The organism is Mycobacterium sp. AMU20-3851 (assembly GCF_043974665.1).
Lineage (GTDB): Bacteria > Actinomycetota > Actinomycetes > Mycobacteriales > Mycobacteriaceae > Mycobacterium.
Genome location: NZ_CP146371.1, coordinates 552,704 through 574,297, shown reverse-complemented (window position 1 = coordinate 574,297; position 21,594 = coordinate 552,704). Strand labels below are relative to the sequence as shown.

Annotated in this window: 23 protein-coding genes; 12 read left to right on the top strand and 11 right to left on the bottom strand. The window is 67.2% G+C overall.

Annotation, left to right across the window (positions count from 1 at the left end; translation table 11 throughout):
- Positions 1 to 194 precede the first annotated feature (194 nt).
- A complete protein-coding gene (locus V4U86_RS02855; protein WP_395309788.1) occupies positions 195 to 887 on the bottom strand; it encodes a response regulator transcription factor in 693 nt (230 codons plus the stop codon).
- 922 nt (positions 888 to 1,809) lie between these two features.
- Between V4U86_RS02855 and V4U86_RS02850 the strand changes: the two genes are divergently transcribed.
- On the top strand, positions 1,810 to 2,514 hold the full coding sequence (locus V4U86_RS02850; protein ID WP_395309787.1) for a GAF and ANTAR domain-containing protein: 705 nt from the start codon (positions 1,810 to 1,812) through the stop codon (positions 2,512 to 2,514).
- Here the strand turns inward: V4U86_RS02850 and V4U86_RS02845 are convergent.
- From V4U86_RS02845 to V4U86_RS02810, 8 genes are read right to left on the bottom strand one after another with little or no spacing between them, the layout of a single operon-like run.
- Positions 2,511 to 3,248 carry a PE domain-containing protein gene (locus V4U86_RS02845; RefSeq protein ID WP_395309786.1) on the bottom strand — a complete coding sequence of 246 codons (738 nt, stop codon included), beginning with the start codon at positions 3,246 to 3,248 and terminating at the stop codon, positions 2,511 to 2,513. The two genes, V4U86_RS02850 and V4U86_RS02845, sit on opposite strands and share 4 nt — an antisense overlap.
- A 6-nt stretch (positions 3,249 to 3,254) precedes the next feature.
- Entirely contained in the window at positions 3,255 to 4,355 is a 1,101-nt protein-coding gene (locus V4U86_RS02840; protein ID WP_395309785.1) for a hypothetical protein, read from the bottom strand.
- A 45-nt stretch (positions 4,356 to 4,400) separates the two neighbouring features.
- Positions 4,401 to 5,555, bottom strand: coding sequence for a lipid-transfer protein (locus V4U86_RS02835; RefSeq protein ID WP_395311895.1), 1,155 nt, complete (start codon positions 5,553 to 5,555; stop codon positions 4,401 to 4,403).
- A 2-nt stretch (positions 5,556 to 5,557) separates the two neighbouring features.
- The gene (locus V4U86_RS02830; protein ID WP_395309784.1) at positions 5,558 to 5,968 is read right to left on the bottom strand and encodes a MaoC family dehydratase; all 411 of its coding nucleotides are present in this window, start codon (positions 5,966 to 5,968) and stop codon (positions 5,558 to 5,560) included.
- Positions 5,950 to 6,927: a bifunctional MaoC family dehydratase N-terminal/OB-fold nucleic acid binding domain-containing protein gene (locus V4U86_RS02825; protein ID WP_395309783.1), complete on the bottom strand. Its 978-nt coding sequence runs from the start codon at positions 6,925 to 6,927 to the stop codon at positions 5,950 to 5,952. Before V4U86_RS02825 ends, V4U86_RS02830 begins: the two co-directional genes overlap by 19 nt.
- A complete protein-coding gene (fadE29, locus tag V4U86_RS02820) occupies positions 6,924 to 8,087 on the bottom strand; it encodes an acyl-CoA dehydrogenase FadE29 (RefSeq protein WP_395309782.1) in 1,164 nt (387 codons plus the stop codon). Before fadE29 ends, V4U86_RS02825 begins: the two co-directional genes overlap by 4 nt.
- A 33-nt stretch (positions 8,088 to 8,120) precedes the next feature.
- Positions 8,121 to 9,119, bottom strand: a complete 999-nt coding sequence (locus V4U86_RS02815) for an acyl-CoA dehydrogenase family protein (RefSeq protein ID WP_395309781.1) — start codon at positions 9,117 to 9,119, stop codon at positions 8,121 to 8,123.
- A gap of 28 nt (positions 9,120 to 9,147) precedes the next feature.
- Positions 9,148 to 10,392, bottom strand: a complete 1,245-nt coding sequence (locus tag V4U86_RS02810; RefSeq protein ID WP_395309780.1) for a cytochrome P450 — start codon at positions 10,390 to 10,392, stop codon at positions 9,148 to 9,150.
- 154 nt (positions 10,393 to 10,546) lie between these two features.
- Between V4U86_RS02810 and V4U86_RS02805 the strand changes: the two genes are divergently transcribed.
- The 6 genes from V4U86_RS02805 to V4U86_RS02780 are packed head-to-tail and all read left to right on the top strand — an operon-like array spanning position 10,547 to position 14,748.
- On the top strand, positions 10,547 to 11,698 hold the full coding sequence (locus V4U86_RS02805) for a steroid 3-ketoacyl-CoA thiolase (protein WP_395309779.1): 1,152 nt from the start codon (positions 10,547 to 10,549) through the stop codon (positions 11,696 to 11,698).
- A gap of 3 nt (positions 11,699 to 11,701) precedes the next feature.
- Complete coding sequence (locus V4U86_RS02800) at positions 11,702 to 12,079, top strand: hypothetical protein (protein ID WP_395309778.1); 378 nt, start codon at positions 11,702 to 11,704, stop codon at positions 12,077 to 12,079.
- A gap of 9 nt (positions 12,080 to 12,088) precedes the next feature.
- Entirely contained in the window at positions 12,089 to 12,568 is a 480-nt protein-coding gene (locus V4U86_RS02795) for a nitroreductase family deazaflavin-dependent oxidoreductase (RefSeq protein ID WP_395309777.1), read from the top strand.
- A gap of 17 nt (positions 12,569 to 12,585) precedes the next feature.
- Positions 12,586 to 13,923: a histidine phosphatase family protein gene (locus V4U86_RS02790; protein ID WP_395309776.1), complete on the top strand. Its 1,338-nt coding sequence runs from the start codon at positions 12,586 to 12,588 to the stop codon at positions 13,921 to 13,923.
- A gap of 35 nt (positions 13,924 to 13,958) precedes the next feature.
- The gene (locus V4U86_RS02785; protein ID WP_395309775.1) at positions 13,959 to 14,255 is read left to right on the top strand and encodes a hypothetical protein; all 297 of its coding nucleotides are present in this window, start codon (positions 13,959 to 13,961) and stop codon (positions 14,253 to 14,255) included.
- 49 nt (positions 14,256 to 14,304) lie between these two features.
- Positions 14,305 to 14,748, top strand: coding sequence for a nitroreductase family deazaflavin-dependent oxidoreductase (locus tag V4U86_RS02780; protein ID WP_395309774.1), 444 nt, complete (start codon positions 14,305 to 14,307; stop codon positions 14,746 to 14,748).
- A gap of 11 nt (positions 14,749 to 14,759) precedes the next feature.
- Here V4U86_RS02780 and V4U86_RS02775 read toward each other — a convergent pair whose 3' ends face one another.
- Positions 14,760 to 15,665, bottom strand: a complete 906-nt coding sequence (locus V4U86_RS02775; RefSeq protein ID WP_395309773.1) for an SDR family oxidoreductase — start codon at positions 15,663 to 15,665, stop codon at positions 14,760 to 14,762.
- 19 nt (positions 15,666 to 15,684) lie between these two features.
- Complete coding sequence (locus tag V4U86_RS02770) at positions 15,685 to 16,458, bottom strand: SDR family oxidoreductase (protein WP_395309772.1); 774 nt, start codon at positions 16,456 to 16,458, stop codon at positions 15,685 to 15,687.
- A 58-nt stretch (positions 16,459 to 16,516) separates the two neighbouring features.
- Here V4U86_RS02770 and echA20 point away from each other — a divergent pair, with 58 nt between their 5' ends.
- The 5 genes from echA20 to V4U86_RS02745 are packed head-to-tail and all read left to right on the top strand — an operon-like array spanning position 16,517 to position 21,556.
- The gene (gene echA20, locus V4U86_RS02765; RefSeq protein WP_395309771.1) at positions 16,517 to 17,269 is read left to right on the top strand and encodes a (7aS)-7a-methyl-1,5-dioxo-2,3,5,6,7,7a-hexahydro-1H-indene-carboxyl-CoA hydrolase; all 753 of its coding nucleotides are present in this window, start codon (positions 16,517 to 16,519) and stop codon (positions 17,267 to 17,269) included.
- Positions 17,266 to 18,144: a cholesterol ring-cleaving hydrolase subunit IpdA gene (gene ipdA, locus V4U86_RS02760; RefSeq protein WP_395309770.1), complete on the top strand. Its 879-nt coding sequence runs from the start codon at positions 17,266 to 17,268 to the stop codon at positions 18,142 to 18,144. Before echA20 ends, ipdA begins: the two co-directional genes overlap by 4 nt.
- Entirely contained in the window at positions 18,144 to 18,890 is a 747-nt protein-coding gene (ipdB, locus tag V4U86_RS02755) for a cholesterol ring-cleaving hydrolase subunit IpdB (RefSeq protein ID WP_395309769.1), read from the top strand. The genes ipdA and ipdB overlap by 1 nt, the downstream gene beginning before the upstream one ends.
- 2 nt (positions 18,891 to 18,892) lie before the next feature.
- A complete protein-coding gene (gene ipdC, locus V4U86_RS02750) occupies positions 18,893 to 19,966 on the top strand; it encodes a (3aS,4S,5R,7aS)-5-hydroxy-7a-methyl-1-oxo-octahydro-1H-indene-4-carboxyl-CoA dehydrogenase (protein ID WP_395309768.1) in 1,074 nt (357 codons plus the stop codon).
- Between the two features lie 39 nt (positions 19,967 to 20,005).
- Positions 20,006 to 21,556, top strand: a complete 1,551-nt coding sequence (locus V4U86_RS02745; protein WP_395309767.1) for a phospholipase D family protein — start codon at positions 20,006 to 20,008, stop codon at positions 21,554 to 21,556.
- The last annotated feature ends 38 nt before the right edge of the window (positions 21,557 to 21,594 follow it).

The window sequence follows — 21,594 nt, the reverse complement described above, 5'->3', positions numbered from 1 at the left end:
GTAATCTCCGAATCAAGTAGCCAACGCGTGTTTCGCCACTGCCGCGATTACACGGGCTGGTTCACACCGACGGTCGAGCTCTCATGCAAATTGGTGTCCGATGGCTACGGCTCAACTATCACGTCGGTGCAGCCGCCCGTACATAGACCGGCGGACTCATTTCTGGCCGAATCCGGATCTAGATCCTCGGCGCGCTACTCGGAACCCCGTGGCAGCGACACCGCCACGGCCTGAGCGCGGGTGCGCACGCCGAGCTTGGTCAGCACGCTGTGCACATGGTTCTTGACCGTGTGCACGGCGATGCACAGTTCGTCGGCGATGTCCCGGTTACTGAGCCCCCGCCGGAGCATGTCCAGGATCTGGGCCTCCCGGGCAGTGAGGGCCGGCCCGTCCGGCACAGCGGCCTGCTGCTGGGAGGCCAACGTCGACAGTCGCCGCAGCAGGACCGCCGATACGAGCGGCGGACAGAATGACTCACCCGCGGCAACCTTCTTCAACAGGACCACCAGATCCTCGAAAGAGTCTGTGCGCGTGTGGTATCCCGCCACTCCAGCTTCAGCGCACGAGATGATGGCGGCCTCGTCGTCGTGGGACACGCCCAGTACGACGACCCGTATGGCCGGGTCGGTCGCCAACGCAGCCCGGAGCAACGCCGTGCTGTCACGGGTGGCGATGTTCAGCAGCACCACGCCGGCCCCGGCATCGCGAATCCCGGTCACCACGGTGACCGGGTCCCACGCACATCCGGCGACCGGCACACCGCTCGCAGCCAGCGCCGCGGCCAGACTGTCACGGTGCAGCACGCAGTCATCGACGATCAGGATCTCGGTGTTGAGAAACGGTTCCCGCTCGACGACCGGCGCCGCGGCCTCCCGGTGCCCATGCACAGGCCACCGTGCTGAGCCGTAGCCCAGCCGCGAGCCGTGATCTGGATCTTGACCGTGGACCTGCCGCACTGCCGTGCGGTCCGGGTCCAGTACCGGTGCTACATCCCCAGGAATCGCCCTGGGTGCCACCGATCCATAAGCTTTCATCCCCCGCGCCCCATTCACGCTCGTCGGCCGCAGCGGTCCGCGGCCTTCCCGTCAAATGTCTCCCGCTCCGAGTCACCGACACCGTCGGCAGCTGCCGATTCTGGCTGAGAAATAGCCCACAAGTTCTGGAGCTAATTTATCGTCGACTCTCGAAACAGGATTTCCAACGGCCCCCACCGACCGCTCAGATCTCCGAAAACCCTCCCGAAACCCTCACAACCAGGGACTGGGGCAGCGAGGCAGCACTGAGATTAATTGACCTGTGGGCAACTTCGCAACTCTTTCACATACCCCCCGACCGCATTCATGGCGAATGCAAATAGTTTCGCCAAAAGTGCCTATCGACCTCCCGTGCGGAACCACACGGCAACGTCCCGTTGTCGCGGCGTCGAGTCGTGGGCGTACCCGCCGCCCATGACAGGCTGCCCACGGGGGATTGATGCAAGGGCCCGGATCGGGTGTTCCTGCACCGTAGCCACACCTCGGCCGCGATCCAGATCGATGGGCCCGGTCTGCACCGGGCCTGCCCCGCCGTGTCCGCTTCGAGGGGAATTTCGGGGCGACAGCTAGCCGAGGTACATATGGCGCAACGAATCGGCGGCAACGTTACTTAACCTGATTTCCGGCTTCGACAGTCACCCGAATTGTCCATTTCAGTGCATATACGCAGTCAGAGTCGTTCCCGAGGAAAGCTTCTCAGTTATCCAAATTCCGAACGGCGCCGCTCCATTTCAGCAACCCGATTCTGCTGTGGCAGCATTGGGCAGGGGGATTGATGGACCGGTACCACAAACTTGCCCGTGCCGTTGTGGGTCTGGCGGACACGATGGTCGCCGATTTCGACCTGATCGAGCTGGCACAGCAACTCATCGAGACGGCCATGGCACTACTCCCGGTCGACGCTGCGGGAATCGTGCTCGCCGACGAGAACGGTGACCTGCAGGTGCTCGCCTCCAGCAGTGAGCAATCCAGTCTTTTGGAGCTGTTCCAGACTCAGCAGGACAACGGACCGTGCATGCTGGCGTATCGCGGCGGACGGCCGTACGGCGTCGACGATCTGCGTATCGGCGGTCGGCGGTGGCCGCAGTTCGCATCCCGCTCAGTCGAATTGGGCTTCCTGTCGGTCTACGCACTGCCCATGCGATTGCGCTCGGATCGGATCGGGGCACTGAATCTGCTCCGTTCGGCCACCGGCCCCCTCAGCGACTCCGATATGCACATCGCGCAGGCCCTGGCAGACATGGCCACCATCGGCATACTGCACCAGCGGACCGCGATGCGCCTGGACCTGCTGAACCGCCAGCTCCAAACCGCGTTGCACAGCCGTACCGTGATCGAGCAGGCCAAAGGAGTCCTCGCCGCACGCCGCGGGATCGACGTCCACCAGGCGTTCAACCTGCTGCGCTCCCACGCCAGAAGTACCAACACCCGGCTGGTCGACGTCGCGCGCGCGGTGGTCGAGGGTGCCGACCCCGGTTAGACCCGGCGGGACAGATCCTCGCCACCCGTGGTGGGCCGTGACGGGCCGTGCGGCGTCACCGGCGCCGGGCCTGCCGCGGATCCGCCGGCCGACGGCCCGGCGGCCGCCTGATCGCGGGAGTCCAGTTGTGCCTGACGCTGATCCTGCTGGCGATCGCGGGCATCCTGGGCGGCCTCGCGCTCATTCTGCTGATCCTCACGCTGGTTCAGCTGTTCTTCGCGCTCGTCCTGCTCGTTCTCGCGCTGCTCCGGCGTCGGGGCTCCGGGCACCCCCGGCGCCCCGGGACCACCACCGGGACCCTGCCCCTGCTGCGCGGCCTGTGTCGCCTGTTGCACCGCCCCCTGGGCACCCTGCATCGCCTGCTGCATGAGCTGGCCGAAGCCCCCTCCCTGGCCGCCGCCTCCCCCGCCGAGACTGCTCGCCGCCTGCTGCGGCATCTGCGCGAGCTGGCCGAGCTGACCGAGCATCTGCCCCATCTGGCCCACCGACTGCCCGCCGGCGGCGTCCTCGACGTTGTAGGCGGTCTGCGCGGCTCCGACCTTGCCGGAGAAGGTGTTCTCCTTGGCCGCAAGGGATGTCACGCTGGCGGTCATCGAGGCTTCCAGCGTCGGCAGCACGGCCGCGATCGTCATGCTCATCGCATCGGCACCCGGCGGGATGACCGGCATCGGCGGCAACTCCACCGCGGCCGCGCTCCAGCTGATCGCATCCGGTTTACGCAGTGGGCTCGTCATCGGTGTTCACCAGTCCTCATCGACATCGTCTTCGGCCAGGTCATATTCGAGGGATTCCGGCAGCGCCAAACCGGAGGTGGTGCCCCCGCTGCTTCCCCGCTGCCCCATCATCGGCGCACCCATGCCACCCATGCCGCCTCCCGCGGCCACCGGCACCATCCCGCCCATCGCTGCGCTGCCGGCAGTGGCGCCCGGAGCGGGAGCCACCGAGACCGGCAATGTGTTGCCGACCAGGCTGGCCATCAACGGCGACTGCGCCGGACCCCCGCCACCGCCGGGCAGACCGGCAGCCCGCATCATTCCGGCTCCGGCGCCGGCACCCGTCCCACCGGCCAGCGGATGGTTGGAAAACGCCGAGAACGGCGACAGCCCACCCAGACCCGCAGAACCCCCACCGCCCTGGCCGAGCATCGAAGTCAGTTGTTGCAGCGGCTGACCGAGGGTCTGAGCGAGCTGCTGCGGGGCCTGGGTCACCTGGCCCATCGCCTGGCCCAGCATCTGCGGGAGCTGGCCGACCAGCCCGGCGAGCTGCCCCAACATCTGCATCGCCTGCGACGGGTCCTGTCCGGCGATCTGCTGGGCACCCACCGGCGGGGTACCACCGGTGGGTAACTGCGGCGGGGCGCCGATGGCATTGGCCATCGTGGTGGCGTTGGCCGACACCGTGGCCGCGTTCTGGGACAGCCCCATCATGATCCGGCTCTGCACCAACGCCTGTGTGTTGCTGACCGGCATCGACTGCAGCGCCATGCACTCGGCCTGGGTTTCCTGCGCCACGATGTTGGCCATCGTCTTGGTCTGGATGACGGCGGTCTCCATGGTGCGCAGCTTGGCGGCGATGGCGGCGGCCTGGGCACCGTTGGCCTCGTGGCCTCCGATGATCGTGCTGGCCTCGCCGGCGGCGGCCAGCGAACCGCCGCCCTCCCACTCGCCGGTGAGTCTTGTCAGCTGACCCTGCTGTTGCGGCACCACCGTGCCGCTGATCTTGGCGGCCAGCGCCTCGTACTGCGCGGCCGCCGCGGCCAGTGCGTTCTCGTCGACGTTCGGCCAACCCGGGCCGGTGACCGTCTGCCCCCCGTATGGGCTCACATCAGGCTGGATCCCCATGCCGACGAGATTACCGTGCCCCCGACCTGCGGCGGCACACTAAAATCACCCCAGTATCAGACCCGAGGTCGGCACCCCGGTTCCCGCGGTGACCAGCACATGCTCGACGCCCTCGACCTGGTTGACCGAGGTTCCGCGCAACTGGCGCACCCCCTCGGCGATGCCGTTCATACCGTGGATGTAGGCCTCACCGAGCTGGCCGCCGTGGGTGTTGATCGGGAGCCGGCCACCGATCTCGATGGCACCGCCGGCAATGAAGTCCTTGGCCTCGCCCTTGCCGCAGAAACCCAGTTCTTCGAGTTGGATCAGCGTGTACGGGGTGAAGTGGTCATACAGGATCGCGGTCTGGATATCCGCCGGCGACAGCCCGCTCTGCTGCCAGAGCTGACGGCCCACCAGGCCCATCTCGGGCAGGCCGAGTTCCTCGCGGTAGTACGAGTACATGGTGAACTGGTCGGCGCCGGCGCCCTGTGCGGCGGCCTCGATGATCGCCGGCCGGTGCTTGAGATCCCTGGCCCGCTCCGGGGTCGTGACGACGATGGCCACCCCGCCGTCGGTTTCCTGGCAGCAGTCCAGCAGCCGCAGCGGCTCGGCGATGAACCGTGAGTTCTGGTGATCCTCGATGGTGATCGGTTTGCCGTAGAAATGCGCCTTCGGGTTGTTCGCGGCGTGCTTGCGATCGGCGACCGAGACGGCACCGAAATCGGCGCTGGTGGCTCCGTACTCGTGCATATAGCGCTGGGCGATCATGGCCACCGATGCGGCCGGGGTGCTCAACCCGTGCGGGTAGGACCAGCTGTACTCCACACCGCGGGAGTCGGCGTTGACGGTCAGCCCGGTCATCACCTGCCCGAACCGGAACTCCGAGCGCTCGTTGAACGCCCGGTAGGCGACGACCACCTCGGCGACACCGGTCGCCACGGCCAGGGCCGCCTGCTGGACGGTGGCCGCGGCAGCCCCGCCGCCGTAACCGATCTGGCTGAAGAACTTCAGGTCACCGATCCCGGTGGACCGTGCGACGGCGGTCTCCAGGTTCGAGTCCATGGTGAAGGTGACCAGTCCGTCGACATCGGACGGTTCGAGGCCGGCGTCCGCCAGAGCGTCGAGTACCGCCTCGGCGGCCAGGCGCAATTCGCTGCGGCCGGAGTTCTTGGAGAAATCGGTGGCGCCGATCCCGGCGATCGCCGCCTTACCGGACAGGCTCACTTTCCGTCTCCCAGTGTCAGGGTTGATGTGGCGATGACGTGGGCGCCAAGGCTGTTGTTGCCCACCACTTTCAGAGTGATCAGGTCGCCGTCGATCTCGGTCACCTCACCGGTGAAGGTGATGGTGTCGTAGGCGTACCACGGCACCCCGAGGCGCAGCTTGATGGACTTGACGATCGCATCCGGCCCGGCCCAGTCGGTCACGTAACGCCCGACCAGACCGGTATCGGTCAGAATGTTGACGAAGATGTCCTTGGAGCCCTTGGCCTGCGCCTTGTCCCGGTCGTGGTGCACGTCCTGGTAGTCGCGGGTCGCGATGGCGGTCGACACGATGAACGTGGGATCGCCGTAGATCTGCAGTTCGGGAAGCTTGGTGCCGACGGTCACGCTCACTTGACGGGCTCCCATGCGTACAGGCTCCATGCCGGGCTGACATCACTGTCTGCGAAATCGAGATATGTTGCGCGCACCGGCATTCCGATCTTCACGTCGGCAGGATCGACGCCGCGCAACTCGCCGAGCATGCGCACGCCCTCCTCCAGTTCGACGAGCGCGATCACGAACGGCAGCGAGCGTCCGGGCACCTTGGGCGCGTGGTGTACCACGAAGCTGAACACCGTGCCGTTGCCGGAGGCCACCACGTAATCCGTCGGGTCGTCCTTGCCCGCCCACACCGCCGGCACCGGCGGGTGCTGCAGGGACCCGTCGGGGCGACGCTGAATGCGCAGTTCGTGGGCATTGATGCCGTCCCAGAAGAACTTGGTGTCCCGCGAGGACGACGGCCGCATCAGCTTGTCCGGGTCGAGGCCCTCCGGGATCGCGACGTCTTCAGCGGTCTGCTCGCCGGCCTGTTTGGCGGCGGGCAGGAATTTCATGATGCGCCAATCCATGTCGGCAACCTCTTCGTCGCCCACGTGCCAGCGGATCTTCTGGTTGATGAAGTAGCCTTCGCCCAGCGCGGTCTGCTTCGGCCCGATGATGCTGACGATTTCGGCGCTCATGGCGACCTGCTCGCCTGGCCGCAGGTAGCGGTGATAGGTCTGGTCGCAGTTGGTGGCCACCACGCCGACATACCCGGCGTCATCGAACAGTTTCATCGCGCGCGCCAGCGGATCATCGTCGGATCGCGTGCGCCCCAAGCCCATCATGGTCCAGACCTGGATCATGGCGGGCGGAGCGACGATGCCGGGGTGACCCGCGGCCTTGGCCGCTTCCTCATCGACGTAGATCGGGTTCTTGTCACCGATCGCGTCGGTCCAGTGGTGGATCATCGGCTGGTTCACCGGGTCACGGGCGATGGTCGGCTCGCCGCGACCCGACGCGAGGACGCCGTCGATGCCCTGCTGCAGATCGTTCGATTGCGTCATCGCGGAACCCTCGGCACATTCAGACCGGACGCCGCGATCATCTCGCGCATAACCTCGTTGACGCCGCCGCCGAAGGTGATGACCAGATTGCGCTTGGTCATCTTGTCCAGCCAGTCCAACAGCCGTGCGGTGTGCGGATCCGCCGGATTTCCGTACCTGCCGACGACCTCCTCGGCGAGCCGGCCCACTTCCTGAATCCGTTCGGTGGAGAAGACTTTCGTCGCGGCGGCATCGGCGACGGCGATGGTCTCCCCGGAGGCGGCGACCTGCCAGTTCAGCAGTTCGTTCACCCGCCAGATCGCCTTGATCTGGCCGAACAGGCGCCGGGCGCCCTCCTGCTCCAGCGGAGTGACGCCGTCCGAGCCGGGCTGGGCCGCCCACTCGTGCACCTGGTCGTAGATGCCAGCGATGCGTCCGGCCGGACCCAGGCCCACCCGCTCATGGTTGAGCTGGGTGGTGATCAGCTTCCAGCCGCCGTTCTCCTCACCGACGAGCATGTCGGCCGGCACCCGCACATCGTTGTAGTACGAGGCGTTCGTGTGGTGCGCACCGTCGGACAGGATGATCGGGGTCCACGAGTAGCCGGGATCCTTGGTGTCCACGATGAGGATCGAGATGCCCTTGTGCTTGGCGGCTTCCGGGTCGGTGCGGCACGCCAGCCAGATGTAGTCGGCGTCGTGCGCGCCGGTGGTCCACATCTTCTGTCCGTTGACGATGTATTCATCGCCGTGCTTGACCGCGGTAGTGCGCAGCGAGGCCAGGTCGGTACCCGCCTCGGGCTCGGAGTAACCGATCGCGAAATGCACCTCTCCGGCCAGGATCCCGGGCAGGAACTTCTTCTTCTGAGCTTCGGTGCCGAGGGCCTGCAGCGTCGGGCCCACGGTCTGCAGGGTCACCATCGGCAGCGGGATGTCCGCGCGGTTCGCCTCGTTGATGAAGATCTGCTGCTCGACCGGGCCGAAGCCCAGGCCGCCGTACTCCTTGGGCCAGCCCACACCGAGTTTGCCGTCGCTGCCCATCCGCTTGATCACCGTGCGGTAGGCCGCGTTGTGCCGGTCGGACTCCATCGCCGCGGCTTCCTCGGGAGTCACCAGCGTCGAAAAGTACTCGCGCAGTTCGTCTTGTAGCTTGCGCTGTTCGGGGGTCAGTTCGATGTACATGCCTGTTTCACTTCCCGTCGCTTCGCTCGACCATTACGCACCCACCAGATCAAGCCGGTACGACGGACCGCCGAGCATCCGGGTCAGATCCTTGATCGAGGAGAAGTAGCGATCCATCGGGTAGGTGATGTCCATACCCATCCCGCCGTGCAGGTGATGACACAGGCGCATCGCGGGCGGCGCCTGCGAGGTCACCCAGTAGCCGAGCAATGCCAGGTCGTCATCGGCGTCGAGCCCCTCGGCGAGCCGGTAGATCACCGATGTCGACACCAAAGCGATGGTGCGCGAAGCGATGTAGATCTCCGCGAGTTGTGCTGCGACGGTCTGGAATGTCGACAGCGGGCGCCCGAACTGCTCGCGGGTCGCCACGTAGTCGGCGGTCAACCGCAGTGCACCGGCCACCAGCCCTGCGGCGAACGCACCGGTCGTGGCCAGCGCCAACTGATTGACCCGGTGCGTGGTCGCGCCGTCGAGCACCCCGTCGACCGCGGCACCGTCGAACACCACCGCGTACTCGTCGGTGCCGTTGGCGGCCGGCGTCTTCGTCAGGGTCACACCGGGGGCGGTCGGCGCGATCACCGCGACCCCGCCCGCTGCGGTGACCAGCAGCCACTGCGCCGCTTCGGCATATGGCACAGCGATCTTGGTGCCGTTGAGCTTTCCGTCGGCCAATGTCACCGACGGGTTCTCCGGCAGGGATACGCCCGGCTCGTTCAACGCCGCGCTGAGGACCGCGCCCCCGCCGACATCGGCCAGGTAGCGGTCCTGCTGCGCCTCGGCGGCCAGCTCCAGCAGCGGAACCAGACCCAGCCCGAGGGTGGCGAGCGCCGGACCGACGGTGCCGTGTCGCCCGATCTCGGTCAGCGCGGTCGCCACCTCGGCCAGTCCCAGCCCGTCACCGCCGAGCCGTTCCGGCACGGCGAGTGCGGCAACGCCACCGGAAACCAGTGCATCCCAACTGTTTTCCCGCTCCAGCACCGATGTCACCACGTCGGCGACAGCCTGCTGCTCCGGGTTCGGAGTGAAGTCCACCCGAATCTCTCCTTGGTGTGAGTGCCGACTACTTGGCCGCGGCGCCGGTGTAATCCATCTGCCAGTGCTTGATGCCGTTGAGCCAGCCGGACTTCAACCGCTCCGGGTCGCCGACGGGCTTCAGGTCGGGCATCACGTCGGCGACCGCGTTGAAGATCAGGTTGATGGTCATCCGGGCCAGGTTGGCCCCGATGCAGTAGTGCGCACCGGTGCCGCCGAAGCCGACGTGCGGGTTCGGGTCACGCAGGATGTTGAACTCGTGCGGGTTCTCGAAGACCTCTTCGTCGAAGTTCGCGGAGCGATAGGACAGCACGACCCGCTCACCCTTCTTGATCTTCTGGCCGCCGAGTTCGGTGTCCATCAGCGCGGTGCGCTGGAATGCCGAAACCGGTGTCGCCCAACGGACGATCTCATCGGCCGCGGTGCCGGGGCGATCCTTCTTGTAGAGCTCCCACTGCTCGGGGTGCTGGGCGAAGGCGATCATGCCGTGGGTGGTGGAGTTACGGGTGGTCTCGTTACCGGCCACCGCGAGCATGACCACGAAGAACCCGAATTCGTCGTCGGAGAGCTTCTCGCCGTCCAGATCGGCCTCGATCAGCTTCGTCACGATGTCCTCGGTCGGGTTCTTGGACCGTTCCTCGGCCATCTTCATGGCGTAGGTGATCAGCTCGAAGGAGGACATCGCCGGGTCGATGTCGGCGTACTCGGGGTCCTCACCGGCGGTCATCTCGTTGGACCAGCGGAACAGCTTGTCGCGATCGTCCTGCGGCACACCGAGCAGCTCGGCGATGGCCTGCAACGGCAGCTCGCTGGCGACCTGCTCGACGAAGTCACCGGTGCCGGCGGCCAGCGCCGTCTCGGCGATCTTGCGGGCCCGGGCGCGCAGTTCGTCCTCGAGGCGCCCGACCGCGCGCGGGGTGAAGCCACGGGAAATGATCTTGCGCAGCCGGGTGTGCTGCGGGGCGTCCATGTTCAGCAGGACGGCCTTCTGCAGGTCGATCGCGTCGCGGGTCATCTCCTGCGGCCACACCGGAATGGCACCGTCGGGTGAGCTGCCGAAGATGTCGCTGTTCTTGGACACCTCCTTGACGTCGGCGTGCCGGGTGACGATCCAGTACCCCTTGTCGCCGAACCCACCGGTGCCGCCGGGCACGTCCACCCAGTGCACGGGCGAGGTCTTGCGAAGCTCCGCCAGTTCTTCAACGGGGACGCGTTCGAGGTTCAGGGTCGCGTCGAGCGGATCGAAGCCTTCAGGGAGGTTCGGGCTGGCCATGCAGGATCTCCTTGCGAAAGTCGGGGCACGGGTCGGGCGACAACAATTCCTTCTAGTGCCACTTGCGACCATTGAAACACGCCTCCACCGCAGATAAAAGGCACGGTGGCATCGTCGCTTGTCAGAGTAATGAAACGTGTTCTAGCCTGACGTCATGGGTAATCCTGTCATCGTCGAAGCCACCCGCAGCCCCATCGGCAAACGCAACGGATGGCTGTCCGGACTGCACGCGACCGAGCTGCTGGGCGCGGTGCAGAAGGCTCTCATCGAGAAGGCCGGCATCCCCGCCGGCGACGTGGAGCAGGTCATCGGCGGCTGCGTCACCCAGTACGGCGAACAGGCCAACAACGTCACCCGGCAGTCCTGGCTGGTCGCCGGCCTGCCCGAACATGTCGGCGCCACCAGCGTCGACTGCCAGTGCGGCAGCGCCCAGCAGGCCAACCATCTGATCGCCGGGTTGATCGCCACCGGCGCCATCGACATCGGCATCGCCTGCGGTATCGAGGCGATGAGCCGGGTGGGTCTGGGCCAGAACGGCGGCGGCTCGCGGGCAGCCTCGTGGGATATCGACATGCCCAACCAGTTCGAGGCCGCCGAGCGGATCGCCAAGCGCCGCGGCATCACCCGTGCCGACGTGGACGCCCTGGGCCTGGCCTCGCAGACCAAGGCCAAGCAGGCCTGGGCCGAGGGCCGGTTCGACCGGGAGATCTCGCCGATCTCCGCCCCAGTGCTCGACGAGAACAAGCAGCCGACCGCGGAGTTCGCGCCGGTGACCCGCGATCAGGGTCTGCGCGACACCACGGCCGAGGGCCTGGCCTCGTTGAAGCCGGTACTCGACGGCGGGATTCACACCGCCGGTACGTCCTCGCAGATCTCCGACGGCGCGGCCGCCGTGCTGTGGATGGATGAGGACAAGGCCAAGGCCCTGGGTTTCACGCCGCGCGCCCGCATCGTGGCGCAGGCCAACGTCGGCGCCGAGACCTACTACCACCTCGACGGCCCGGTGCAATCCACCGCGAAGGTGCTGGAGAAGGCCGGCATGAAGATGGGCGATATCGACCTCGTGGAGATCAACGAGGCGTTCGCGTCGGTGGTGTTGTCCTGGGCCCAGGTGCACGGCGCAGATCTGGACAAGGTGAACGTCAACGGCGGTGCGATCGCACTCGGACACCCGGTCGGATCCACCGGCGCCCGGCTGATCACGACCGCTCTGCACGAACTGGAGCGCACCGGCAAGAGCACCGCGCTGATCACCATGTGTGCCGGCGGAGCTCTATCCACCGGCACCATCATCGAGCGGATCTGAGTCTTGGCCACCGAAGCCGAGCGCATCGCCGCGGCACAGTCCTATATCGACGCCCTGGCCACCCATCGGGCCGACGCCGTCCCGTTCGCCCCGGACTGCATCCGCATCGAGATGGGACTCAAGACGGGGCGTTCCGGCGATCATCTGCGCCGCAGTCTCAACAACGGCCCGCAGTTCAAGCTGATCGAGGAGTGCACCGCGCCGGAGTACAGCGTCGACGGCGACCACATCCGGGCCCGCTTCGACGTGCTGACCAAGCCCCGACTGTTCGGCCGCCGGGTCTGCTCCCATGTCGACGAGACATTCCTGATCCCGGTTGCCGATACGACGGCCACCATCCGCCACATCAACGCCAAACTGTCGCCCTTCATCGGCCGTTAGGGTCAGGTCATGCCGGAGACTCCCCGCCCGCTCAACGCCAAACAGGTCGAACGACTCAACGCGTCGTCCACCGGGACCGTCATCAAGTGGATGTCGCGCGCCCAGACCTGGATCTTCAAGAAGTCGGGCGGCAAGCTCGGCAACAAATTCCTGCGCGGCGCCGAGGTCGGCATCCTGACCACCACCGGGCGCAAGTCCGGCGAGCCCCGCGACAGCCCCTTGCTGTTCCTGCAGGAGGGCAGGCGCATCGTGCTGGTCGCGTCGCAGGGCGGCCGGGCCACCAACCCGATGTGGTACCTGAACATCAAGGCCGACCCGCGGATCTCCTTCCAGACCAAGAAGGAACGTCTCGAGCTGGTGGCCCGCGAGGCGACCGACGCCGAGCGCGAGGAGTACTGGCCCAAGCTGGACGCGATGTACCCCGACTTCGCCAACTACCGCTCCTACACCGATCGCAAAATCCCGATCCTCATCTGCGATCCCGCTTAGCTCGCTAGGGTGATCCGATGGTCGTGGGATCACCTCGCAGACTGACGACGTCCCTGCTGGCGGTGCTCACCGCGGCGCTGTTGTGGGTGGCCGCAGCCATCCCCGCGGCGGCGTTGACGGTGACCTTCGTGCGGCACGCCGAATCCCAGGGCAACGCCTCCGGGATCATCGACACCTCGGTGCCCGGTCCGCACATCACCGAACTCGGTGTCCTGCAGGCGGATGCAGTGGCCGCCGCGCTGGCCGCCGACGGCAGACCCTATGACGCCATCTACACCTCGAACATGGTGCGCACCAGCGAGACCGCACAGCCGTTCGCCGCGCTCACCGGCCTGACCCCCGTCGCGCTGCCCGGCCTGCGCGAGATCGGTGCCGGCTTCTTCGAAGGCTCCTCGGAGAACTCGGGGTTGGGCCGCATCGGCTACGCATTGAGCCCGGCGTTGTGGACCCTCGGTGCCCGCTCGCTGCCGATCCTGGGCGGCGGCAACGGTAACGCGTTCGATGCCCGCGTGGACGGCGCGCTCAAGGTGATCGAGGACAGCGGCGCGCAGAACCCGGTGGTCTTCTCGCACGGCGCCACCATCATGTTCTGGACGATGATGAACGTCGACAATCCCGACCTCGGGCTGATGCTGCGCCACCGGCTGGACAACGCGCAGGCCGTCGTGGTCGAGGGCAGCGCCGAAGAGGGCTGGACACTCAAGAGCTGGGCCGGCATGCCGGTGGGACCGGCCTCGCTGAGCACGAAGTTGTTCGTCAACGTGCGCGACCTGGTGGTGGCACCGCAGACCGCGGTCTACAACGTGGTACGGGCCTTCGGCACCGGGGATATCGCCAAGATCGCCACCGCGATCCGCAACGGAGTGGGCGCGGTGGTGCAGGCGCCGATCAAGTTCACCGTGGCGGTGGTCCGCGATGTGGTGGACGCGCTGCGCCCGGCACCGGGCCCGGCCGCCCCGCAGCCCGCCGTCGGAGCCGACCTGTCCACGATGTCTGCCGCCGGGACCGAGTCCCGGCAGGCCAAGTCCGAGGTGACCGAATCCGCACAGGACGCCGCACCGGTGCAGGAACTCCGGACCAGCCGGACCGCGAAGAAGCCCGCCCGGCTCGGCTCGTCGACCACCGAAATCGACGGTGCCGTCGACGAACTCACCGACGATGCGACGGTGACCCGGCTGGACGTGCAGCGGGCCGGCCGACCCGGGCTCGAAACTGCCGAGAGCCGCGAGACGATCGACTCACCTGAGACCGGGGCCGAGGACACTGCCGAGACCGCCGGCTCCGACGACAAGGCAGCCGACGCCGTCGGTTCGGACAGTGCCGAGGGCACCGGCTCCGAGAAGGACGCGGCCTGACCCCGCATCCGCAGCGCCCACCATCCGGCTTCGGGGTGAGCGCGGGCATCGCGCGGGCCGTCGCCGCCATGCTCGGCGTGACATCCGCCCTGCTGTGGTCGATGTGTATGTACATCGTTGCGCGGTCCGGTTTCTCGTCCGATCCGGCCGCCGATCCGCATGGCTACGCGCTGATGTTCGGTACCGTCATCGGCATCATGGCCGGCCTGCTGTTCGCGGTGGCACTTCCGGCGGCTTTCCCGGATACCCGGCGTAAGCGGGTCTCGCGGGTATGCCTACTGCTGTTCGCCGGCCCGACCGTAGCGCTCTACCTGGCGCTGGCGCTTTCTTGATCCGTGCGGTCGAGTTTGTCCCGGACCGAATCGGGCAAACCTGGGCTGCATGGTCGACGTCCGAAATTCAGGGCTGCTGGCGTGGTCGATGAAGCACTTCGCCAAGGCCCACGTCTGGGTGTACCGGCGCACCCGCGGCCGTCTCGGCGCGCGCCTGCTCTGGCTGCCGGCGGCGCTCATCACCACCACCGGCCGCCGGACCGGACAGCCACGGGTGACCGCCACGCTGTGCCTGCGCGACGGTGAGCGGGTGGTTCTGCCCGCGTCGTTCGGCGGACGTGACCACGACCCGGCGTGGTACCTGAACATCCGATCCGATCCCCGGGTGCACGTGCAGTACGGCCCCGACCGCTGGGATATGACAGCCAGGGACGCCACACCCGCGGAGCGAAAACGGTACTGGCCCAGGCTGACCCGGATGTACCCGCCGTATCGCGGCTACCGCGAGGCCGCCGACCGCGTCATCCCGCTGGTGGTCTGCGAACCGCGCTGACCTTTGCGAGATCAGGCGCCGAAGACCGGCAGCGGTGCACGCGACTTGGCCAGCAGGTCGCGCACCACCGGGCCGAGTTCGGCCGGGTCCCACTTGGCGCCCTTGTCGATCTCGCCGCCGCGGTTCCAGCCCTCGGCCACCCGGATGATGCCGCCCTCGACCTCGAAGATCTGGCCGGTGACATCGCGGGATTCCACACTGCCCAACCAGACCACCAGCGGGGAGATGTTCTCCGGGGCCATCGCGTCGAACTCGGAGTCCTGGGTGGCCATCATGTCGGCGAACACCGTCTCGGTCATCCGGGTGCGGGCCGAGGGCGCGATGGCGTTGACGGACACCCCGATTCGGCCCATCTCGGCGGCGGCGACCAGCGTCAGCGCGGCGATGCCCGCCTTGGCGGCGCTGTAGGTGGCCTGCCCGACGCTGCCTTGCAGACCTGCACCGGAGCTGGTGTTGATGATGCGGGCATCGACCGGGTTGCCGGCCTTGGACTGGGCACGCCAGTACGCCCCAGCGTGCTTCATGGTGGCGAAGTGGCCCTTGAGATGCACGGCGGTGACCGCGTCGAACTCCTCCTCGGTGGCGTTGACGAACATCCGGTCCCGCACGATGCCGGCGTTGTTGACCAGCACGTCCAGCCCGCCGAACGCGTCGACAGCGGTCTGGATCAGCCCCTCGGCCTGGCTCCAGTCCGCGACATTGGCACCGCTGGTGACGGCTTCGCCACCGGCAGCGAGGATCTCGTCGACGACGCTCTGCGCGGCGCTGCCGCCACCCGCCGGCGAGCCGTCCAGGCCGACACCGATGTCGTTGACCACGACGCGTGCGCCCTCAGCCGCGAAGGCGAGCGCGTGTTCACGCCCGATACCGCCGCCGGCGCCCGTCACGATGACTACCCGACCGTCGAGCAAACCCATTGCTGTTTCTCCTTGTTCGTCACTTGATGTCGGCAGTGGTGGTGCTCAGGTAATGCGGCGGCTCACCGCCGCCGTGCACCTCCAACGAGGCACCACTGATGTAGGAAGCAGCCCCCGAGGCAAGGAACGCTGTCGCCCAGCCGATGTCGGCAGGCTTGGCCAGCCGTCCCAGCGGCACATTCTTGGAGATGGCCGCGATGGAGTCGGCGTCGCCGTAGAACAGTTCGGACTGTTCGGTCTCGACCATGCCGACGACCACCGAGTTCACCCGCACCTTGGGCGCCCATTCGACGGCGAGCGTCGCGGTCAGGTTGTCGATCCCGGCCTTGGCCGCCCCGTAGGCGGCGGTGCCCGGTGTCGGCCGGTGGCCGCTGACGCTGGAGATGTTGATGATCGCGCCGCCGGAATCCTGGTTCTGCATCACCGCGTTCGCGTGGGTGGACACCGACAGCGCACCGATGAGGTTCAGTTCGATGATCTTGGTGCTGAATTTGGCCGAAGCCTCCGCGGCCGGCACATACGGGGAGCCGCCGGCGTTGTTGACCACCACGTCGAGGCGACCGTGTTCGGCCACCACCGCGTCGATGAGGGCCTTCACCGAGTCGTCGTCACGGATGTCGCAGGAATGGAACTCGTACGGCGAACCCTCCACCGGGCGGCGCGCGCAGGTCACCACCGTGGCACCCTGACCGGCAAAGACGGCGCTGATACCGGCACCGACGCCGCGCACACCCCCGGTCACCAGGACCACCCGGCCACCCAGTTCCAGATTGATTCCAGCCGTGTCACTCACTGTGCTAGCGTACCAAGCAAGTGCTTGCTTAGGTAGCGACCCTCTCAGGAAGTGACTGATGATCACCACCACGACAGTCGAACCGGGCATCGTCTCGGTGACCGTGAACTACCCACCCGTCAACGCGATCCCGTCTCGGGGATGGTTCGAACTCGGCGATGCCATCACCGCCGCGGGCCGTGACCGCAGCACCCACGTGGTGATCCTGCGCGCCGAAGGACGCGGCTTCAACGCCGGCGTGGACATCAAGGAAATGCAGAACACCGAGGGCTTCACCGCCCTCATCGACGCCAACCGCGGCTGCTACCACGCCTTCAAGGCCGTCTACGAGTGTGAGGTTCCCGTCGTGGCCGCCGTGAACGGCTTCTGTGTCGGCGGCGGCATCGGTCTGGTCGGCAACGCCGACGTCATCGTCGCCTCCGACGACGCCAAATTCGGCCTGCCCGAGGTGGAACGCGGTGCCCTGGGCGCGGCGACCCACCTGTCCCGGCTGGTCCCCCAGCATCTGATGCGCCGGTTGTTCTTCACCGCGGCCACCGTCGACGCCGAGACCCTGCACCACTTCGGGTCCGTGCACGAGGTGGTGCCCCGTGCCGACCTCGACGAGTCCGCATTGCGGGTGGCGCGCGACATCGCCAGCAAGGACACCCGGGTGATCCGGGCCGCCAAGGAGGCGCTGAACTTCATCGACGTGCAGCCCGTCACCGCCCGGTACCGGATGGAACAGGGCTTCACCTTCGAATTGAACCTCGCAGGCGTCTCCGACGAGCACCGCGACGCGTTCGCCGGCACCGATAAGGGATCCAAATGACAGACAAGAGAACGACACTGGACGAGGCCGTCGCCTCGGTCGAGAGCGGGATGACCATCGGCATCGGCGGTTGGGGTTCGCGGCGCAAGCCCATGGCCTTCGTCCGCGCGCTGCTGCGCACCGACGTCAAGGATCTGACCGTGGTCACCTACGGCGGACCGGACCTGGGTCTGCTCTGCTCGGCCGACAAGGTCAAGCGCGTCTACTACGGCTTCGTCTCGCTGGATTCGCCGCCGTTCTACGACCCGTGGTTCGCCAAGGCCCGCACCACCGGCGCCATCGAGGCCCGCGAGATGGATGAGGGCATGCTGCGTTGCGGCCTGCAGGCCGCCGCCCAACGGCTGCCGTTCCTGCCGATCCGCGCCGGCCTGGGCAGCGATGTACGTACCTTCTGGGGTGACGAGCTCAAGACCGTCAAATCCCCCTACGACGACCAGGAACTCATCGCCATGCCGGCGCTGAATCTGGATGCGGCGTTCGTGCACATGAACCTCGGCGACGAACGCGGGAACGCCGCCTACACCGGTATCGACCCCTACTTCGACGATCTGTTCCTGATGTCCGCCGAAAAACGCTTCCTATCGGTCGAGAAGGTGGTGTCCACCGAGGAGCTGGTGAGCTCCGTTGTGCCCCAGCAACTGCTGATCAACCGGATGATGGTCGACACCGTCGTCGAGGCACCCAACGGCGCGCACTTCACCACCAACGAGCCGGATTACCGCCGTGACGAGAGGTTCCAGCGGCACTACGCCGAAGCCGCCGGTTCGGACGAGACCTGGGCCGAATTCGTCCAGACCTACCTGTCCGGCAGCGAAGCCGACTACCAGGCCGCCGTGCGCAAGTTCACCGAGGACGCCAAGGAGGCCGCAAAGTGATGTCCGTGACCCGTGCCGAGGTGTGCGCCGTCGCGTGCGCCGAATTGTTCCGTGACGCAGGCGAGATCATGGTCTCCCCGATGACGACCATCGTGCAGATCGGTGCCCGGCTGGCCCGCCTGACCTTCTCCCCCGACATCGTGCTGACCGACGGGGAGGCGCGCATCATCGCCGACACGCCGGCCATCGGCGCGCCGGCGGCCATCGAGGGCTGGATGCCGTTCAACCGGGTTTTCGAAACGCTGGCCTGGGGCCGACGCCATGTGGTGATGGGCGCCAACCAGATCGACCGTTACGGCAACCAGAACCTGTCCGCGTTCGGGCCCATCCAGCACCCGACCCGGCAGATGTTCGGTGTCCGTGGCGCCCCGGGTAACTCCATCAACCACCCCACCAGCTACTTCGTGGGCAACCACTCCAGGCGGGTGTTCACCGAGCAGGTGGACATCGTCTCCGGAATCGGCTGGGACAAGGTCGATCCCGCCAATCCGGCCTACCGGTTCGCCGACATTTTCCGGGTGGTCAGCAACCTGGGCGTGTTCGACTTCAACGGCCCCGACCATCAGATGCGGGCGCTGTCCCTGCACCCGGGGGTCGAGCCCGATCAGGTCGCCGAGAACACCTCCTTCGAGGTACACGGGCTGGATTCCGCAGAGACCACCCGGTTGCCCGACGCCGAGGAGCAGCGCCTGCTGCGCGAGGTGATCGACCCGAAGGCGCTGCGGGACAAAGAAGTCAAGGTCTAGACATGGCCAAGCTGGTTACGCCGCTGACCGAACTGGTCGGCATCGAGCACCCGGTCGTGCAGACCGGGATGGGTTGGGTTGCCGGAGCTCGGCTCGTTGCGGCGACCTCGAATGCGGGTGGGCTGGGCATCCTGGCCTCGGCGACGATGACGCTTGCCGAACTCCAGACCGCGGTCGCCAAGGTCAAGGCCGCCACCGACAAGCCGTTCGGCATCAACATCCGGGCCGACGCCGGGGACGCGATCGACCGCGTCGACCTGCTGATCCGCGAAGGGGTCAAGGTCGCATCCTTCGCGCTGGCCCCCAAGCCCGATCTGATCGCCAAGCTCAAGGACGCCGGCGTGGTGGTCATCCCATCCGTGGGGCTGGCCAAGCACGCCAAGAAGGTGGCGAGTTGGGGCGCGGACGCGGTGATCGTGCAGGGCGGTGAAGGCGGCGGTCACACCGGCCCGATCGCCACCACCCTGCTATTGCCCTCCGTCCTCGACGCCGTCAAGGACACCGGTATGCCGGTGGTGGCGGCCGGCGGGTTCTTCGACGGTCGCGGCCTGGCGGCCGCGCTGTCCTACGGCGCGGCCGGCGTCGCCATGGGAACCCGGTTCCTGCTCACCTCCGATTCGACGGTGCCCGACGCGGTCAAGCAGCGCTACCTGGACGCCGCGCTGGACGGCACCGTGGTCTCCACCCGGGTGGACGGTATGCCACACCGGGTGCTGCGGACCGGCTTGGTGGAGAAGCTGGAGAGCGGGTCCCCGGTGCGCGGATTCGCCGCCGCGGTGGGCAATGCGCAGAAGTTCAAGAAGCTGTCCGGGATGACCTGGAAGTCGATGATCACCGACGGTCTGGCCATGCGCCACGGTAAGGACCTGACCTGGTCGCAGGTCGTGATGGCGGCCAACACCCCGATGCTGCTCAAGGCCGGGCTGGTGGAGGGCAACACCGAGGCCGGTGTGCTGGCCTCGGGTCAGGTGGCGGGCATCCTGGACGATCTGCCCTCGTGCGCCGAACTCGTGCCGGCCATCGTGGCCGACGCGGTGGCGCAGCTGCGTTCGGCATCGGGTTATATCGCCGACTGAGGCAGTTCACCCGGCGTGTTTTTCGGGTATGGGAAACCCATGCCAGACCTCGACCTCGCGCAGTGGTTCCTCACCGCGCAGGAGCGCGGAAACACGTCCACCCGAATACCCGCCTGGAACACCGGCAATCTGGCCGAACCCCTGATCCACGGCGCGACGTACTTCGACCGGCTCGCGACGGAGGTCGAGGAGCTGCAGGCGGGCGACTACCTGTTCTTCACCGACTGGCGTGGTGATCCCGATCAGCTGCTGCGCGACCGGGGCCCGACCATCGCCGAGCTGTTCTGTCGCGCCGCCGAGCGCGGTGTCGTGGTCAAGGGGTTGGTGTGGCGGTCGCACCTGGACACGTTCGCCTACAGCGAGGAGGAGAACCAGCACCTCGGCGAGGCGATCGAGGCCGCCGGCGGCGAGGTGCTGCTCGACCAGCGGGTGCGATTCGGCGGTTCGCATCACCAGAAACTGGTGGTGCTGCGCCACCCCGCTGCCCCCGAACGCGACGTCGCATTCGCCGGCGGTATCGACCTGTGCCACTCCCGCCGGGATGATGCGTCGCATCGCGGGGACCGCCAGGCGGTGCGCATGGCGCAGAACTACGGTGAGCACCCGCCCTGGCACGACGTGCAACTGCAGGTGCGGGGACCGGCCGTCGGCGCGCTGGACACCTCGTTTCGGGAACGCTGGGACGACCCCGCCGCGCTCGACATGCTCAACCCGATCGCGTACCTGCGTGACCGACTGCGCGGCGCCGATCTGCAAGCCGGCGCGCTGCCCGACCAGCCACCGGACCCCCCACCGTGCGGACCGCATGCGGTGCAGGTATTGCGCACCTACCCCGACGGGCATTTCGAGTACGACTTCGCACCGAAAGGCGAACGCAGCATCGCCCGTGGTTACAGCAAGGCGCTGCGCCGCGCCCGGCAGTTGATCTATCTGGAAGACCAGTATCTGTGGTCCAAACGGGTCGCCAACCTCTTCGTCCGTGCGCTGGCAGACAATCCCGACCTGCACCTGGTGGCGGTGGTACCCCGCTACCCTGACGTGGACGGACGGCTGGCGCTGCCGCCGAACCAGATCGGTCGGCATGAGGCCATCGCGGCCTGCGCCGAGGTGAGCCCGGACCGGGTACACGTGTTCGATCTCGAAAACCATTCGGGTACACCGGTGTACGTGCACGCCAAGGTGTGCACGGTGGACGACACCTGGGCCAGCGTGGGTAGCGACAACTTCAACCGGCGCTCCTGGACGCATGACAGCGAGTTGTCGTGTGCGGTGATCGATTTCGAAGGTGTATTCGCCCGCGATCTGCGGATGCGGCTGTTGCGTGAGCATCTGGACCGCGCCGAGGACGGTAGCGAGGACGGCGGGCTGGCCGACCCGCTGACGGCGGTGGCCGAGATCGAACAGGCCGCCGCGGCGCTGGAGGCCTGGCACGCGTCGGGCCGCCGGGGAACGCGGCCACCGGGGCGGCTGCGTCCGCACCGTCCGGAGCAACTGGGCCGGCTCACCCGGCTGTGGGCGGCGCCGGCCTACCGGATGATCTATGACCCCGACGGGCGGAACGTCCGCGACCGGATCCGGGACCGTTGGTGATCGTCGCGAATCGGCCACGGTGGCTCTGCGGGGTTCCT